14 protein-coding genes are annotated in these 17,339 nt (G+C 52.3%); 9 read left to right on the top strand and 5 right to left on the bottom strand.

Features of this window, described 5'->3' with window-relative positions:
• Positions 1 to 106: 106 nt before the first annotated feature.
• The 4 genes from dhaL to LLG96_15590 all read right to left on the bottom strand — a co-directional run bounded on the left by dhaL (position 107) and on the right by LLG96_15590 (position 3,901).
• Positions 107 to 742, bottom strand: coding sequence for a dihydroxyacetone kinase subunit L (gene dhaL / locus LLG96_15575; protein ID MCE5251627.1), 636 nt, complete (start codon positions 740 to 742; stop codon positions 107 to 109).
• Positions 743 to 754: 12 nt separating this feature from the next.
• A complete protein-coding gene (gene dhaK / locus LLG96_15580) occupies positions 755 to 1,759 on the bottom strand; it encodes a dihydroxyacetone kinase subunit DhaK (protein ID MCE5251628.1) in 1,005 nt (334 codons plus the stop codon).
• A gap of 58 nt (positions 1,760 to 1,817) precedes the next feature.
• Positions 1,818 to 2,576 carry a ThuA domain-containing protein gene (locus LLG96_15585; GenBank protein ID MCE5251629.1) on the bottom strand — a complete coding sequence of 253 codons (759 nt, stop codon included), beginning with the start codon at positions 2,574 to 2,576 and terminating at the stop codon, positions 1,818 to 1,820.
• Positions 2,577 to 2,698: 122 nt separating this feature from the next.
• A complete protein-coding gene (locus LLG96_15590) occupies positions 2,699 to 3,901 on the bottom strand; it encodes an aldo/keto reductase (protein MCE5251630.1) in 1,203 nt (400 codons plus the stop codon).
• A 446-nt stretch (positions 3,902 to 4,347) separates the two neighbouring features.
• On the opposite strand from LLG96_15590, the gene LLG96_15595 reads away from it, so the two are divergent.
• The 9 genes from LLG96_15595 to LLG96_15635 all read left to right on the top strand — a co-directional run bounded on the left by LLG96_15595 (position 4,348) and on the right by LLG96_15635 (position 17,016).
• Positions 4,348 to 4,812, top strand: a complete 465-nt coding sequence (locus tag LLG96_15595; protein MCE5251631.1) for an Lrp/AsnC family transcriptional regulator — start codon at positions 4,348 to 4,350, stop codon at positions 4,810 to 4,812.
• Positions 4,813 to 4,936: 124 nt separating this feature from the next.
• Entirely contained in the window at positions 4,937 to 6,706 is a 1,770-nt protein-coding gene (locus LLG96_15600; GenBank protein ID MCE5251632.1) for a T9SS type A sorting domain-containing protein, read from the top strand.
• 298 nt (positions 6,707 to 7,004) lie between these two features.
• Positions 7,005 to 8,294: an MFS transporter gene (locus LLG96_15605; GenBank protein MCE5251633.1), complete on the top strand. Its 1,290-nt coding sequence runs from the start codon at positions 7,005 to 7,007 to the stop codon at positions 8,292 to 8,294.
• Positions 8,295 to 8,404: 110 nt separating this feature from the next.
• Positions 8,405 to 9,808, top strand: a complete 1,404-nt coding sequence (locus tag LLG96_15610) for a hypothetical protein (GenBank protein ID MCE5251634.1) — start codon at positions 8,405 to 8,407, stop codon at positions 9,806 to 9,808.
• A gap of 482 nt (positions 9,809 to 10,290) precedes the next feature.
• Positions 10,291 to 11,130 carry an amidohydrolase family protein gene (locus LLG96_15615; protein MCE5251635.1) on the top strand — a complete coding sequence of 280 codons (840 nt, stop codon included), beginning with the start codon at positions 10,291 to 10,293 and terminating at the stop codon, positions 11,128 to 11,130.
• A 20-nt stretch (positions 11,131 to 11,150) separates the two neighbouring features.
• Positions 11,151 to 12,287 carry an aminotransferase class V-fold PLP-dependent enzyme gene (locus LLG96_15620; GenBank protein MCE5251636.1) on the top strand — a complete coding sequence of 379 codons (1,137 nt, stop codon included), beginning with the start codon at positions 11,151 to 11,153 and terminating at the stop codon, positions 12,285 to 12,287.
• A 37-nt stretch (positions 12,288 to 12,324) separates the two neighbouring features.
• Complete coding sequence (locus LLG96_15625) at positions 12,325 to 13,641, top strand: DUF2961 domain-containing protein (protein MCE5251637.1); 1,317 nt, start codon at positions 12,325 to 12,327, stop codon at positions 13,639 to 13,641.
• A 146-nt stretch (positions 13,642 to 13,787) separates the two neighbouring features.
• On the top strand, positions 13,788 to 15,125 hold the full coding sequence (locus LLG96_15630; protein ID MCE5251638.1) for a hypothetical protein: 1,338 nt from the start codon (positions 13,788 to 13,790) through the stop codon (positions 15,123 to 15,125).
• A gap of 250 nt (positions 15,126 to 15,375) precedes the next feature.
• Positions 15,376 to 17,016, top strand: coding sequence for a DUF362 domain-containing protein (locus tag LLG96_15635; protein ID MCE5251639.1), 1,641 nt, complete (start codon positions 15,376 to 15,378; stop codon positions 17,014 to 17,016).
• A gap of 91 nt (positions 17,017 to 17,107) precedes the next feature.
• On the opposite strand, the gene LLG96_15640 is transcribed toward LLG96_15635, so the two are convergent.
• Positions 17,108 to 17,339: hypothetical protein (locus LLG96_15640; GenBank protein ID MCE5251640.1), on the bottom strand; the 232-nt coding region annotated here is incomplete at its 5' end.

A 17,339-nucleotide genomic window follows, 5' to 3' on the forward strand; every position in this document is an offset into this window, starting at 1 on the left:
TCGTTTCAGGATCCAAACGCGTATAACATGAGTAATTATTGATTTATCTGTGTTTATTCCGCCGATCATTGACAACCGCAATCCCGTGCAGTAACCAACTCATGAATCACGGTTTCATATACGCCGCAAACGCCCTCATGATGAGCACCCCGACCGCTGCTCCGGGGTCTTCCTTCCCGACAGAGTTTTCGCCGTAATACGAGGGTCGCCCGTGTTTCGCCACCATATTTATTGTACTCTCCGCGCCGGTCTCGGCTGCACGGCAGGCATCGGCGAGCCCCTCACCAAGGGATTTGCCCTTTTCTACAGCGTTCCGCAGCTCTTGAACGGCGGGAGTAAGGGCATCGATTATCGTTTTATCACCCGGAACCGCTTTACCCCGTGCAGAAATGCCGCCGGTGAATTCCTCGAAAAAGCGAAGGAGACCTTCGAGAGTGATTTCTTCGCTGCCCCTGATTGCTTTACCGGCATTCATGAAACCGCCCGCGAGAAGCGTCCCCATCGTCGAGGGAGCGGTTTTCGCGAGCACCATGCCCGCCTGAATGAGGATTTTTCCCACATCATGTTCCTCCGAACCGTTCAGAGCCGTGCAAATCTCGGTGAATCCACGGGTGATGGTAATCCCGAGATCGCCGTCGCCGAGCGCCGAATCGAGCTCGATCAACCTGTCACGGCTGGCGGCGATGCTCTCTTTCAGGACGCCGAGAATGGCAATCATATCGTTTCCGTCAAGTGCAGTCATGGTCAACCCCTCTTACAGCTGAGCCTGTTCAAAGAACGGCGTCTGAACAGGTTTCGCGAGCAGCCGTTTCAGTTCGTCATCGAGCCGGAGCAGGGTGATCGATGCGCCCGCCATCTCCATGGATGTTGCGAATTCCCCGATATATGGCCTGTATATGGTGATTCCCTGTTCTTTCAGCATGGCATGGACTGTGCGGTACATGATGTAGAGCTCTTCTTTCGGGGTCGCGCCGAGGCTGTTGACCAGCACGGAGACCTCGTCCCCCCGCTGAAACGGAAGGTCATCGACGATTCGGCGGAGCATTTCGTCTACAACCTCGTCCGCTCTCCTGATCGGGCCTCTCCTGATGCCCGGCTCGCCGTGGATTCCCATGCCGATTTCCATTTCGCCCTCGACAATCTCGAATGTCGGCTTCCCCGCTTCGGGAATCGTGCAGGAGGAAAGCGCAACGCCCATGGTCCGGACATTCGCGCAGACTTTTTCGGCAACACGCTTCACCTCGTCGAGAGCGGCCATTTCGGCAGCGACCGCTCCGGCGATCTTGTACACATAAAAGAGCCCGGCGACACCCCGCCTCCTGTTCTCCCCGCCTTTCGGCGCGGAGGCGACATCATCGCTCACAATGACCTGCCCGACACGGATACCGTCCATGTCCGCCATCTCGGCAGCCATGTCGAAGTTCATCCTGTCGCCGCCGTAATTGCCGAATATGTAGAGGACACCGGCGCCTTTGTTGATCGCTTTTGTCACCTCGTACATGACATCGGCGCTCGGCGACTGGAAAACACCCCCGACGGAGCAGCCGTCCAGCATGCCATCGCCCACATACCCGAGGAATACCGGCAGATGGCCGGAGCCGCCTCCCGTTGCGAGCCCCACCTTGCCTTCCCTGAGTTTTCCGGCGACGATACACCGGAGATTGCCATCGACACATGTGAGCCTTCCGGGATGAGCCGCGAGAATCCCTTCGAGCATTTCATCGACAAAGTTGACCGGATCATTGATAAATTTTCTCATGACAAACCTCATCTGATACCGTGAACAAGCTTCTTACCACTTTACCACTTCGTCACGATCATCCCTTTAAAGAATGAGATGCCCACAGCATGCCGCGCTTCATGATTTCGAGCGCTTCCGGCACATCGAAATCCTTCGCCACATGTCCGAGGGACGAATAAAACACCCTGCCGCTCCCGTACATCTTTTTCCAGGCGACGGGCATAACGACACCATCGATCCAGGGAGCATACTGTCCGCCGAATGTCGTTGTCGCGAGCACTTCGTTGATGGGATCGACATGCATGTAATACTGCTCGGAATGCATTTTGAAGTCCGACAGGCCCTTGACTATGGGATCATCATGCTTTTTGATGTTGACTTCGTAATCGATGACTCCCCCGGGATGAGCGACCCACTGGCCGCCGACCATGAACTGGTAGCTCGTGTTCTGCCTGAACGAGTCGGCCAGCCCGCCGTGCCAGCCGGCAATTCCCACACCGCCCTGAACGGCATCGAGCAGCCCCTTTTCCTGTTCTCCGGTTATCTGGCTCATGGTAAAAGACTGGACGATCAGATCGTACGACTTCATTTTTACCGCATCAAGGTAGGAATCGAGCGTGTTGGATATCTCCACCTGAAAGCCCTGTTTTTCCAGCCAGGGGGCGAAAATATCCACACACTGTTTCGGTTCGTGGCCTTCCCAGCCTCCCCAGACCATGAGGACCGACTTTTTCCGTTCCTGTGCGAAAAGCGTATTTCCGGCCAGCGAAGCCGCCACTCCTGCAGCAGCGGTGTGCCTGATAAAATCACGCCTGCGATAACGAGTGTTTTCCATATCGTTCTCCTTATTAACCGTATACGTGATACCGAAATAGTGATTTATCGTTTTTCACCGCATTTTATGAATAATAACGCCTCGGCAGATTATCTCCATTTCATTTCCTCCGATGAACCGGCTCAATTCGTAAACCCGCTCTGATCTTCCGGAGAAACGAGCCCGATCTTTTTCCCCGCGAGGGTCAGGTTATCCCTGACATGGTTCTCATTAACCATGTCGCAGTTGACACACGTGAGGTACGGATTCTGAAGAGCCCAGAGATACGCCTTCATGGGAATCTTCATATCGCCCGGGATAACGCGGTCAAGCTTCTCAAGCCGTTCCGGCGGGATGAAGAGTTTATCGCTTCCGGGATACACGGGCCGTGCGGCTTTCATCGCGATCACCCCGACACCATGCTCGTTTGCATGACGAACCGAAGCATAACTGAAATCGCCGTTCACAATGCTGTAGGCTATCATAACCGCATCGAACACACCCGTTTCCACGGCGGTGAGAAGAATCCCCGCGGGATCGGTATGCGCCGAAAGGCCGGATGCCCTGATCTTGCCGTCACGTTTGAGACGGTCGAGCGCTTCGTGAATCTCAGGTATGACAACCTCTTCGGGTGAATTCGCCCCATGGGGACACATGAACAGGTCGAGATAATCCGTTTTGAGACGTTTCAGGCTCCCTTCGACCGAATCGATTATTCTCGAATAATACTCTTTCCTCCGGTCGATACGGTCACCGTAATACGATTCCATTACATTGCTGAAATAGGCTTTCTGAATCTCGGTGTGCTGCCATGTTCCATACCGCCCCATGTACCTCGATTCCTTGATTCCGCGGCGCGCGATAAGCTCATCGGCTTCACTCTGAATCTTTTTCTGCTCTTTTTCATCGAGTGTCTGATAGAGTTTCCAGTAAAAATCGCTCCGGTTACTGTCAAAAATACTCACCTTCGAGTTGACGAATACTTTTTCCCGGAACGAGGATTTTTTAAGGAGTTCCCCGTATCCCTCCTCGCTTTTACCGCCGCCGTAAGCAGGGGAGGTATCGAAATAATTGAGGCCCATGTCGACCGCAAGCGCAACATGCCTGTTGTTGTCGGGAGATATGGTGTTTCCTCCCATGACAATCTCCGAAACCATGTATCCCGTTCGCCCCAACCTGCGGTATGCCATTCCCGGCTGACGGTTTCTCCATTCGGGGGGTTTGTTATCTGCTGCGGCCCGGGCTGACGGAGCAGAGTGTGCAGCGGTCTTCTGCAATGCCAGTCCGACAGTCGCGGCGCTCCCGGCTGTTAATACATGCCTGCGTGAAATCCTGTTGTTTTTCATGTGACGATCTACCCTTCATATACCTGTCAGTGACACAATAAAATTCGCTGCGATAAACAGCGGACAAGGAAGATAAAATCTATGATATTGTTTATAGTATATTTATAAAAAACAATAAACAGTGTACTATACATATGAATGAAAATACATAACTTTTCCGCAAGTTCAAAATCATTTCCGGCAAAAAAACACACAATCATTTTATTGCACACAATCCCGGCGCAACAGGGATTTCTCACCCGGAACCGTTTCTCTAAAAAGAACACGGCCGGGGTTTTTCCGGCGCATCATTCTCCTCATGAAACCATAGGTAAAAATGAACAGGATCAGTCATCAGGCATGAGTAATTAATATTGAATAAAAAAAACTTGACACATGAAAAATATTGACTATTATTCATATATATAAGGTTATAATGATTCATATTATAAGGAGAAATGATTCATATGGACGATCTTGATCTTAAAATAGCGAAAATGCACGAAAACCAGATTTACCCATCAAGCCGTGATGTTGCTCAGCAAATGGGCATTGCGGCTTCCACAGTCCGTCGCCGTATGTCCCGCATGTTCGAGAGTGGTGAACTTGAAAGCAAGATGCTCGCGGATATCGAGGAATTTCCGGATTTATATATTACGGTTGTGGGAATCCTGCTCAGTATCTCCCCGGACAAATGTGTCCCCGAAATTAAAAAAATCCCTTCGGTTCTCTATCTCATGGGTGTTACCGGAAAATATGATCTCATAGCAGTCGTTGTTATTACCTCGAGGAAAATGCTGTCGAAAGTAACCCGTCAGATATTCGACATCGAGGGTGTCAGCAGTCTGGAGACATTCGTGGTTATCGACAACTACGGTTTTCGCGTTCCTGCCGGAAGGCTGTCTGAACTGTTCGAACAGGCGAAAAAGTAAAAGTACATGACAGATTCATTCAGCATCTGCCGGTATAGTGTTCACATAGGAAAAGGAGGTGTTCCGGACAGAACGATATTTGAAACAAATCATGGTCAGATCACCAATCGAAAAGGGAAAAAGTATGAAAAGGGCGTTAATCGTTATCGGTATTCTGATTCTTCTGGTCACCGAGGTAAGCGGTGTGAATTTCAGCCCGACAGTGATGAAGCTTTCGGCGCCGTCTGTAATCCTGTATCAGTTTGACGGTTCGGAACTGAAAATACCGGTTACCGTGAACGGGGCACCTGCAAGTGCTGTCATGCTGGTCTATACCAGCGATCAGGGGGCATCGGTCAACAAGGTCCGTAACGGCTATCTTGGCTGGCATTATGTGAACAAGATCGATACCTGTGTGTTTGCCTCACAGCCGAGACAGTTCGGTCTCGGGTCCAACACGATTACATGGAACGGCAAGGATTCCGATGGCAAATATGTTCCCATGGGAAATTATACCTATTATATCTGGGCATATGACAATGTATCGGCTAAAATTCCCATGTCCCGTCAGATCGAAATGTATGCATGGGCCAAAAACACCATAGTGACGCAAGATCAGGACGGCAAGGCGCTGAACAACCCCATCGTATACCAGGGGCAGCACGATAACAACAGCAGTACCGACGAAACGAAGCACAACAATATCAAATGGGTTGTAGGAAACGATCCGGGTGACAAGGGACTTATCGAAACCTGCACATCGTCGGAATGGAATGATGCGGGCGGTCTCGCTTTTCTGCCCGGTAACTACAATTTTTTCTTTAAATGTTCCGAAAACAACAAAAGCATGAAAGTAATCCGTAAGTGGGAGTGGATACCGAACGGTGAGGCCATTCTCCAGACAGCATGGGGCGATCAGGGAGAATTCCGGTATTCCGAAACCATGCCTCCGGGATGGGACAGCGGCCCCGGGATTATCATCAAGGATGACTTCATGATCACGGTCAACGGTGACGAGTCCGGTGCGGGGGTCGAATCGGAGGTTATCTATGTCGATCTCGCCGATGGGACAGAAATCAAGAGGCTTGACATATCCGAATGGTATATCAGCATCGAGGACGCCGAGGCTGGCGGCCAGTCGAACGCCGGACCCAACGGGTGGCAGATCCGGGGCAATAAGGTCGTGACGAACGCCTTCTGCTCCTGTATGAACCTCATGTTCGATATTTTGTACGAGGACGAGGGCGATGCGGTACTGTGGGCGAACGACAACGGCGACTATACCGGCGACCATAATTTCGAAGCCGATTCCGCGAAACCATGGGTTTGCAACGATTACAATGTCGGCCCGTACAAGTACAACATAGCGATGGATGAAAACCTGTTTTCGGTGTTTCCCTCATTCGACCTGGGCGCGGTATCGTTCGGTCTTTTTGCTCCCGACGGGACCGGTCTCGGGTATCATGCGTTCGCGAGTGAAACCGCAGGGTACAAATCGGGTATCGAGGTCATCGATTACGGTTCATCGTACGACGGTTATTACACGTCCAATTATTCATCCGATACAGACCAGTTCGGATGGTTCTTCGTCGGACATGATTCGATCAAAGGTATCATAACCGTTGCCGTCTCGGTGGATGAAAACACTCCCGCCGGTTTCTCGGTGGCGCAGAATACACCGAATCCGTTCAATCCGTCGACGACGATCTCCTTCACCATTCCCGAAACGGGGAACGTTAAAATCGACGTTTATAATGCAGCCGGACAGAAGGTAGATACAATCACTCAGGGATACATGACAGCCGGCAGTCACAGCGTTGTATGGAACGCTTCGGATTTTTCGGCCGGTGTATACTTCGGCACGGTTACATACGGCAATTTGTCACAAACGGTAAAGATGATACTGGTCAAGTAATTTTCCTCTGCCATCCATGATAGAGGACTCAGTGAAGGCCCGGTACTATCCCCGCCGGGCCTTTTTAAATTCGGCATTTGACACTTTTACGGAAGTTCATGGTATACAAAGTTGCGATTGTTGATATGAAAATTCAGACGTTTATATTTTTATGGTTTAGACCCTGAAACGAGTTCAGGGTGACGTGTATACGACCACGTTGTCATGCTGAACCTGTTTCAGCATCTATCATCAATGATCCATGATATTTACCTGTATGACCGCACCGTGATATTACCATAAGAAACGAGGAAATCAGGTGGTCAGCCACGGAAGCATGAAAGAGTATTTCAAATACGACATCTTTGCATTTATGTTCGGATTCGGCGGCAGCGTCAACGGCTCCATGACGTATTATCTGGGAATTCCGGTTGCCTATCTCACGTATATCGGCGCCAGTGTCACCCAGATCGGTTCGCTGACGGCAATTCTGTGGGCAGGCTTTTCGATACCGCAGCTCTGGGCCGCTTACGCAACCGAAACAAAACCGATCAAGAAACGCTTCATGGCATCCGCAATCATTCTCTCAGGCCTGACATGGCTCATAATCGGAATGCATATTTTATTCTTCGGCGGGCGGATGCCGGTTTTTTCAGTATGGCTGTTCCTTATTCTTTTTGCCTGGGCGGTTTCACTCGTCGGCATGTTCATGCCCGCGAACTTTTCCCTCATCTACAAGATTACACCAACCGAAAGGCTCGGACATCTTATCGGGATTCTCTTCGCCGTGCAGTTCCTCGGAACATTCGTCGGGGGATTCGCGATTAATTACATCAATAACACGTTTAACGAACCGGTCAATTATGCCGTGCTTTTCCTTCTGACATTCGTCATTTCAACGGGAATCGCGTTTCTTCTGCTCCGGATCAACGAGCCTGAAAGCGAGCAGATCAAGGCAGAGCCCTCTTTCGGCGTATATCTGGGAAAGTGCCTCACCGTCCTGAAAACAGACCGGCTGTTTACGAAATTTCTTGTTGCAAAATGGCTCATGAGCGGGCATTATGTCATGATGGCGTTCATTCTTGTCTATCTAATACGGGAACGGGGATTCGATCCGCTCGATGCCGGGTGGTTCAGCTCGCTCTATGCGCTCGGTCTCGCTCTCGCCGGTTTTACCATCACGAAAATCTCGGATATGTATGGACCCAGATACATGCTCGTTACCTCTCAGGTAATTGCGGTTATCTATACCGCGATGATCTGGCTGGCACCGTCAGGGAGTACGGTGCTTGTTTTCGCGGCGTTTATCATAACGGGCATATCTGAAATGTCCGATAATGTCGGATATACCAACATGTGCCTTTTCTGTTGTCCTTCCGAGGACAAATCAACCTATGTCGCCGTGACGAATGTCGGTGTCATTCCCTTCATGGTCATTCTTCCCATCGCGATGGGCTGGCTGATCGATCGGGGTATCCTTTCTTACGGGAACATGTTCGCCCTGGCGATGGGTATGATGATTGCGGCTATCGTCTATATCCTTGCAGTCGTCAGAAATCCGCAGGGATACACCGATATGAAAGCCGCCGCTGCGGACACCCGGAAATAAATGATTTCCGGCTGTGGGATACTTCACCCATGGCATATGAACCGAAAGTTGCTTACATTATGAATATAATCCCAACAGAACAATAAAGTCTTGCATCAAGGAGTGTTACCATGCCAAAAAGGATTTCGAGGCGGACGTTCCTTTCCACAACTTCCGTTTCCGCTCTCGCCGCGGGCGCTTCTATGATAACACAAGCGCCGGAATCGCGGGCGCTGCCAGGATTTGCGGATGATTTTACTCCGCAGGTAAAACCTTTCATGGACCAGTACTATGACGGGATCATGAACATCGTCAGTGGAATCCGGGACACACAGGTGGACAATATCGCCCGGGCCATGGAGAAGGCATACGAGCTGAAACGCAGCGGCGGGACAATCTATTCGAATGTCGTTTTCGGTCATTTTGCCGCTTATGCGGGCAGCCAGGACCGTCCCGGACAGCCCTGGGTGCTGCCTCAGTACTATTCCCTCATGAAGGGCCCCTTCGATGCGATGAAAAAGGGCGACTTTCTCCTCACCAATAATGTGAACATGGACATGACCGGGGAATTATACAAAGAAAGCGATGACTGGAAAAAAGCCCATGAACGCGGTGTTTTTATTGCCGGTGTAACCAACAATTACTTCAAGTTTTCAAAGACTCCTCCGGGCGTGTTTTATCCGGAGAGAATGGTGCTGTCGCTCGAAGAGATTTCGGACATGATCATCGATAGTCAGATATCATGGGAGAACGGCCTCGTCTCCGCTCCGCAAAATCCACGGTTTAAAATATGCCCGTCGACCGGAATCGCCCAGTATGCCGTATACTGGTCATGTACGGCATCGCTGGCGAACCTGATCGGTACAAAGGGAAAAGGATCGGGCACACAACCGGCAAAACAGTACCTCGAAAAAGCCTGCGAACGTTTCGAGATGATCGGCTCCGACCGCCCGAAAATCGACCGTATCGCGGAAAAATGGGCCGACCTCGTGCTTGGCAGGCATGCACGGCTTTTCGTCTACGGGGAACCGTTCAGGACTGAAAACGGGCCCACCGGAAACATGTTCGTTTCGGATGCAGCCGGCGCAGCGAACGGTTCCATGATAGCCCGTGGGTACGGCAACGATGTCCGGGATGGCGATATCGTGCTTATCGGGTCGGTGAGGTCGAACCAGCCGCAGGAAATCGAAGTCGCCCGTACGGCACGGAGCAAGGGCGCTTTCACGGTGGCGTTCTGCCCGTACTCGACGGATGGTGACTCATCCGGCGTTCGTCTCTTCAAAGAGGTCGATGAGGCGTTCAACACATACTGTGATGAACGTGCTGGAGTGATCGCCGTGGAAGGATTCCCGGAAAAGGTATCTCCGCTTACCGGGCTCACCGGCAATCTCGTTCACTGGATGCTTACCGCTCAGTGGGCCGACCACATGGCGCGCCGCGGGGAAATGCCCTATTTCTGGCAGGGTATTCATGAAATCGGAGGCATGGAATACGACAACGCCGTGAGACCGTACTTTCAGAAGCGGGGTTACTGAAATAAGCGAACTCGGTATAATCCGGTCATTCACACAATTATATTGGCCACGGATTAACACGGATTACACGGATATGTTTTATTGCAATGGCATTGACAATCCAAATACTATGGTTATTCGATCAGCTCTGTTTATTGTACGAATATTGTCATTCCCGGAAACGAAGTGAACCGGGAATCCAGTATCAATATCGTCATGTCATAAACACTGTATAATGGATTCCCGTTTTCACGGGAATGACACTTTTACGTTTATAAATATTTCATTCGCACGTTTTATGCACTGATTGAATAGCCAGATACAAACAATTACTTTAAAAAGTGCTAACATTAAGTAATTTAATATGTTATATTACTTAATGACTATACAGCTTTGCGTTATTATTAATAAACCGGGACAGGTGAATATACCCTGAGAATAAACGATGTTAATCTCATGATCGTTTATATCCCGGAAATTACAACACAAGGAGGAATCAATCGATGATATACGATGTTCATACCCATTTCTGGCAGCCTCATGAACTCGGTCCCCAGGTCGAGGCCGACGCTATTCGCGCGGGCGGGGTCTCCATTGACCACGGCATGACCAGCGAATCACACCTCGAAGCAACAAAGGCGGCTGACAAATGTATTGTTTTCGGCCTTCGCGCGAAAAAAACCGGTTACAATATTCCCAACGACTCGGTGAAGGCGCAGGTGGACAAGGCGCCCGAACGGCTGGTGTTTTTCACGAGCGTCGATCCCTCCGAAAACAATTTCATGGAGGAGCTCGAGCGTACCCATCAGGACATGGGCGCCAAAGGAATCAAGCTCGGCCCGATATATCAGGGTGTCCATCCGCTCGATGAACGGTATCGCCGTATTTATGCATACGCCCAGCGTCACGGGCTTCCGATTCTCACGCACATGGCAACGACGTTTGCGAGCGGGGTTCCGCTCGAATATGCCAATCCCGTACATATGAGCCAGGTGGCGATCGACTATCCGGAGCTCAACATCATTCTGGCGCACATGGGGCACCCGTGGATCGGTGAAACGGTCGCTGCAATCCGCAAGGAACCGAATCTGTATGCGGACATCTCGGCTCTCTATTACCGTCCCTGGCAATTTTACAATGCCCTCATGCTGCTCGTCGAATACGGGACATGGAAAAAAGTCTTCTTCGGCAGCGATTATCCCTGCGCATCGGTGGCCGATTCCATCAAAGGGCTGCTGAACGCCAATCACATCGTCGAGAAAACGGGACTGCCGAAGATTTCCCGTGAAATTCTCGAAAGTATTCTGAACCGTGACGCTTTCACTATTCTGGGAATTGAATAGAATCCATATAAGGAGACTGTATGGCGGAAACCATGAACAAACCGCTTCTGATGATTCCGGGGCCGATCGATCCGCCCGATGAGGTTCTGCGGCGTTGCGGTTTGCCGGTATTTCCTCATTACGAGGGCGATTTCCCGGCCTTTTTCGATAGACTGGTCACTAAAATGAAGACTGTATTCGGCCTGGAGGATGGCGATGTCTTCATTCCCTGCGGCAGCGGGACTACAGCGGTCAACATGATGCTGGCCAGCCTCTGTACGCCCGATGACAGCGTGCTGCTCATGCATAACGGGAGTTTCGGCTCCTACGCGGAACGGAATCTGACCAGCCTCGCGATTCCGTATGCGTGCGTGTACGGTCCATGGGGACATGTGGTGGATCCCGATGATGTCCGCAGGGAAATGAAGCGCAATCATCATAATATCATATACCTTACGCATAATGAGAGCTCGACTGCGGTACTCAATCCGATCCCGCCCATCGGCGAAATAGCGCGCGAGTTCGATGCACTCCTCCTTGTCGACTCGGTATCGGGAGTCGGGGGCGCCGTGATCGATATGGACAATGCCGGCGCGGATGTAGTTGCGGGGGCATCGCAGAAGTGTTTGGAACTCCCGCCGGGACTCGCTCCCGTGGCGGTTGGCCAAAGAGCGTGGAACTATATGAAAGCCCAAAAAAACCGCCGTGTACCCTATATTCTTGATCTCATGTGGTGGAAAAAGGCATTCGTCGAGATGCACGATTACCATCCCCAGCTTCAGACCGGGGCGACAACCATGCTCTATGCGCTCGACTGGATTGTCGACCGGATTATCGGGGAAGGCCTTGAAAACCGTCAGGAGCGTTTCCGCGCCGCCGGTAAACGCCTCATTGAAGGATTTGCTGAATTCGGTTTCAATCCGGGTGCCAACCCTGCATGTGCCTCCCCGGTCGTTACGGAATTTATCATGCCGGACGGTAATCCGAGCAGCGAGCTTCGCGGTTTTTATCTCGCCCGGTATAACACGATGGTCGGAAACGGGGAAAGAACCGACTCATCGGGGAATCCGATATCGTTCAGAATCGCCCATTTCGGCCGTGCGGCAGAACACGAACGAATCGATCATATGATAGCGATAACCGGTGAATTTATGAGAGAGCGGTTGTGTAAAAGATAGACATGACACATTCAGTGGAACGACGGAGGAACCACCAGTGATATATGATGATGCGAAGGAGAAACAGCCGGGAAAAACCGGAACCGTTCTTTCGATATGGATATCCCTTGTAATCCTTGCCGTCCTGTCAGGCTGTTCCGGAAGCGGGAACAAGGGGGATGGTTCAACCGGTCGGCCGGAGCTTTATGCACGGCAGCCGCACATGCAGTCACGGTGGGCAAGTTTCGAGAATCCCACAGCTGAAAAGGGAAAAGCGGGGCTGGAAAACAAGGGCGCCAAGGGACATGCATTCGACAGTATCGCGCCGGGAGAAACGAAGGTTCTTCTCGATGTTCGCGGAGCGGGTATCGTAAACCGCATCTGGATGACCATGAATCCGAGAAGCCCGGAGCTTCTCAGGTCGCTGCGCATCGAAATGTTCTGGGACGATGCCCCGACTCCGGCGGTTTCGGCGCCTCTCGGTGATTTCTTCTGTCATATACTCGGCCGTGGCGTTTCTGTCGACAACGAGCTCTTTTCAAATCCCAATGGCAACGCTTTCAACTGCTATATCCCGATGCCGTTTAAAAAAGCGGCGCGCATCGTTGTGGTCAACGATTCCGAAACGACTTTCATCCAGTTCTATTACGATGTGGACATCAATCTCACCGACCGTCCCGACGAGAATGCGCTCTATTTCCATGCATACTGGCGCCGTGAACGATGGACAAAGCTCGGTGAGGACTATGAAATTCTTCCGCCGGTAAAGGGAGAGGGACGGTATCTCGGCGCACATGTCGGTGTCATCACAAGGCCCGACAACATTGGTTGGTGGGGTGAAGGAGGCCTGAAAATCTACCTTGACGGCGACAGTGAGCATCCCACCATGATGGGAACGGGCACCGAGGATTATATGGGCGCCGCATGGGGAATGCCGGTATTCAAAAGCCGTTACCAGGGCTGCCTGATCACCGATAACGAACATGGTTTCCATGCGTTCTACCGGTACCATATCCCCGATCCCGTCTATTTCCATCAGGACTGCCGTGTCACCATGCAGCAGATCGGCTGCACACACCGTGAAACAGCGCTCTCACTCATGGAAAAAGGGGTGCCCTTCAAGGCGCATTCGATCTTTTATGTCGGGAAAGCGGGAACGAAATTCGTGCGTCTGCTCGATATGGATCCCGTGCCGGACATAAAGGATATCACCATGCCCGAGGGTTACGACCAGGAGTACATCTTTTATTACCGGACGGACGACTGGTCATCGGTCGTCTTCTTCTACCTCGATTCTCCGGAAAACGGCCTGCCCCCGATGGCGGGACGGGATGACCGTACAACGGGCATCGAAGGGAGCATACCCCTTCAGTAGACGTATACCGGTAAAACATTTCCCTCAATAAGTTCCTGCATGCATATGATATTCCAAAAAAATGTAGGGTCGTCAATATATTTGTCTTATTTTGGAAGAAAATCCCCCTGTAATAAGACGTATCACCGTATATGAAAGGAAACGATATGTCTCTCTCACTGAAACGCCGCCATTTCTTCGGCTCCCTGTTCGCCGGCGGGCTTGGAGCGGTTATGAGCAGAATGCCGGGCGATGGTAATGCCCATGCCACTGAGGCGGAAACCCGCCCGTTCTGGGAACAATACTATACCGGGGCAATGAATATCCTCACCGGTCTGTACGACACACAGACGGAAATTATCGAACGTGAAATGAAAACCGCCCTCGAACGTACCAAAAAAGGCGGTACAATCTACTCGCAGATTACCTCCGGGCACTTTCCCATACCCGAGACAGCCCTCGACCGTACCGGTCAGCCCGGCGTATTCGCTTTCCTCGAACGCGGCGCTAAGGACGAGGATTATACAAAGCTCGGCCCGAACGACATGATCATCACCAATACGATCAACCTCGGGAATATCGCGGCAATGAAACGAGGAATCCGTGTCGTCGGTGTGACGGTTAATTATTATCCCTTCGCGCAGACACCGCCTGAAGAGGGTTACCAGATAGAATACGAAGGGAAAATCCTCCGCATCGAGGACACTGTCAACGCCATGATCGACAGCCAGGTACCGTGGTATAACGGCCTTGTCCGCACTCCACGGAATCCCGATTTTGCCATTATTCCCGGCGGCGGGCTTGCACAGGCGGCAGTGTACTGGACGGCCGCGGCAGAGCTGGCGGGACTCAAGGCTGATAAGGGGAAAAATCCCGAAAGCGGCGGCTGGGCACGCTTCTACCTACAGACCTGCATCGAGCGGGCGGCCATGGTCGGCGCTGACCGTCCCAAATTCGCCGCTGTCGGAAGCCATCTGGCGGACCTTGTTGTCCGCGGTGGGAAATGGTGGGTGTTCGGCGCAAACAAGGCGCTTGTCACCGACGCAAGCAGTGTCGCGAACGGCCCCATGGTCACACGTCCCTATACCGCATCTGCGGTGAAAAGCGGGGATATCGTCCTCATCGGCGCCTACACCTCGAACCATCCCGAAGAGCTGGCAGTCGCCCGTGAAAGCCGCAGCAAGGGCGCGTATGTCATCGCCATATGCCCGTTCTCCACGGACGGTGATTCATCGGGGGAAAGGCTCTACAAAGAGGCCGATGTCGCATTCAACAGCTATTCGCCGGAAAGCTGGGGCGTCGTCCCGGTCAAGGGTCTCGACCGCAGGGTGTGCCCGACCACAGGTGTGATGGGCGATCTCATCATGTGGCTCATCGTTGCCGAGTGGACGGATGTCATGGCACAGAGAGGCCCGTTCCCTTACTTCTGGAAGGGATTCTTCATGAAAAACGGCCAAGGGTACAACAACAGCATACGACCGTACTTTACAGTCCGCGGCTGGTAAAAAACAGGTCGTGCGGACTTTTCGGCTACCATGGATGAAGCTGATGGTGCGTATTGATAAATATGCTTTCAATTTCATACTCCACTGTCACATTTTCATGCAACAAACGGGCTTCAGGGAAGTATAACAGGGTATATGCCATTTTTTTCCATGATTTCACGGATTATGCGGCGCTCTGTAGCCTGAAATATTCCGCACCCATATATACTTTATTCCGGCCTTTATTGAACCAGCTATGGAGGATTCCGTTGTGCCGAATAGAAGAGATTTCCTGAAAACCGCAGCGCTCTGTGCGCTGGGAAGCAGTTTACCGTTTCAGGTCAGTGCGTCGCGTCGTCAGGCATCCGGGTATTTTTCGCTCCACCCGTTTATCGAAAATCATCCCGAAGCAGTATTCATCATGCCCACGCGCATCGATAACAAGATGAACGCCGCGGCGAAACTGGATGCCGGGCTCGCCTTCGGCAGGAGCGTGTTCGTTCCCGGCGACAAAACCGGTATTCCGGTCACCGCATCGATACCGGTGAAGATGAACCTGAAGACAACCGGCGCCGACCAGTTTCCGCTCGAGGATATCATCGGCACGATTGCCGATCCTTTTTTCGGCGAGGGCGTTTTCGAGGCGCTCAAGGAGCTCGGAATATCGGGAAGCCAGATTCACCTTCGCGAGAATCCCCGGGGCACGTCGTTCGGCCCCTATGGCATTCCCGACATGGCCGCGCGCGCGGGAATAGACTTCAGGGAGAATATCGAGGGAGAAGTCGGCAACGGTCTGGAGCCGGGGAGGGATTACAACTGGATCGATGTCCCCGATGGCGTCTTTTTCAGAAAAATCCCCCAGCTCGAGCCCATAAACACCCCCGGAAGCAGGCTGCTCAACATATCGAAATTCAAGACGCACGGTATGGGGATGACCCTGTGCAGCAAGAATCTCCAGGGCATGATCGCCCGTCCCTTCTGCAGACTGTGCGCCCGTATCGACGATGACTTCGAAGGCGCGGAACTCCTTCAGCCGCATGCGCCCGAAACAGTCAAGAGCAACTACGAACGTCACCTCGCCGAACACATAATCCCCCGCTGGGACAGACCCGGGCAGGAGGGCGGAAGCTGGCAGGAAGCATGGTCGCACCGCACCCTCGATAACGTTTCGGTCACCCCGTCCGTCCTCAATATCATCGAGGGCATTTACGGCCGTGACGGCGACTGCGGCAACAACGGCCCGCACCCGTTCGACCGTGGCAACACCGGCAGCTCCGGTGGCAAACCCGTCGTCACCGCACAGGACTTCATGAGCAATATCGTTATCTTCGGCAAAAATATCTTCCGGACCGACATAGTCGGTCACTACCTCGGCGGTCACGAGCCGGGCAACTTCGGATATTTCCACCTCGCGATCGAGCGTGGACTGTCCGATGCCCTCGATCCACGCAAAATCCCCGTATACCTCTGGCAGAACGGCACGGCGGTTCTGACACCGGTCACCGATTTTCCGCGGACACCGCTTTTAACCTACTATCTCCAGCGCGACTGGGACGGGCAGACCGAACCGCAGTACCATCTCGTCGATGAACCCTTCGATTACAGCCGCGTGAGCGGAACGAAGGATACTCCACGGCCAGAAAAGCCCGATGTCCTCGCGCTTCCTTTCCCGGGAACCAATCCGCTCAATCCATTCGTGCCGATAGAATACCGGCTCCCCGTGAGCGGCTATGTACGGCTTGAAATCCGTAAGGAAAGCGGACAGGTTGTCGATGTGCTCGCGGATGGTTACCGTCAATCCGGCGCTCATCTGGCGGCATGGGATTCACGGAAAGGGCCATCGGGAACGTATTATTACCGTCTCCGCATAAACGCGCTCGAAAAAACCGACAGGCTCGTGCTCCTGAAATAACTCGTCCCTCGCCGTTACCGGTTACAGCGCAGGCATTCACCCGCCGCTTGAGAAAGACACTGTGTTCTCCGGCGCCGGACATGTTTATGACTTATCTGAAGAATCCATCCGGGTAATGATGCGCGTCCATGGGACTGCGATCGCGGGGGCATTCCCAGTCGGGCGGTATGGCTTCGAGCGGAACGGGCGCGCCGTTTTTCTCCATGTGCGAGTAAAATCCCCCGAGGAACATCTGGGTTTTTTCGTAAATGTTCTCGTACGGCTCCGGCATGACCCCGGTCTCGAACATATGCTGCATGGCGTGAATCATGGGCAGCCAGATC

The sequence above is a fragment of the bacterium genome, from assembly GCA_021372535.1.
Taxonomy (GTDB): domain Bacteria; phylum Latescibacterota; class Latescibacteria; order Latescibacterales; family Latescibacteraceae; genus JAFGMP01.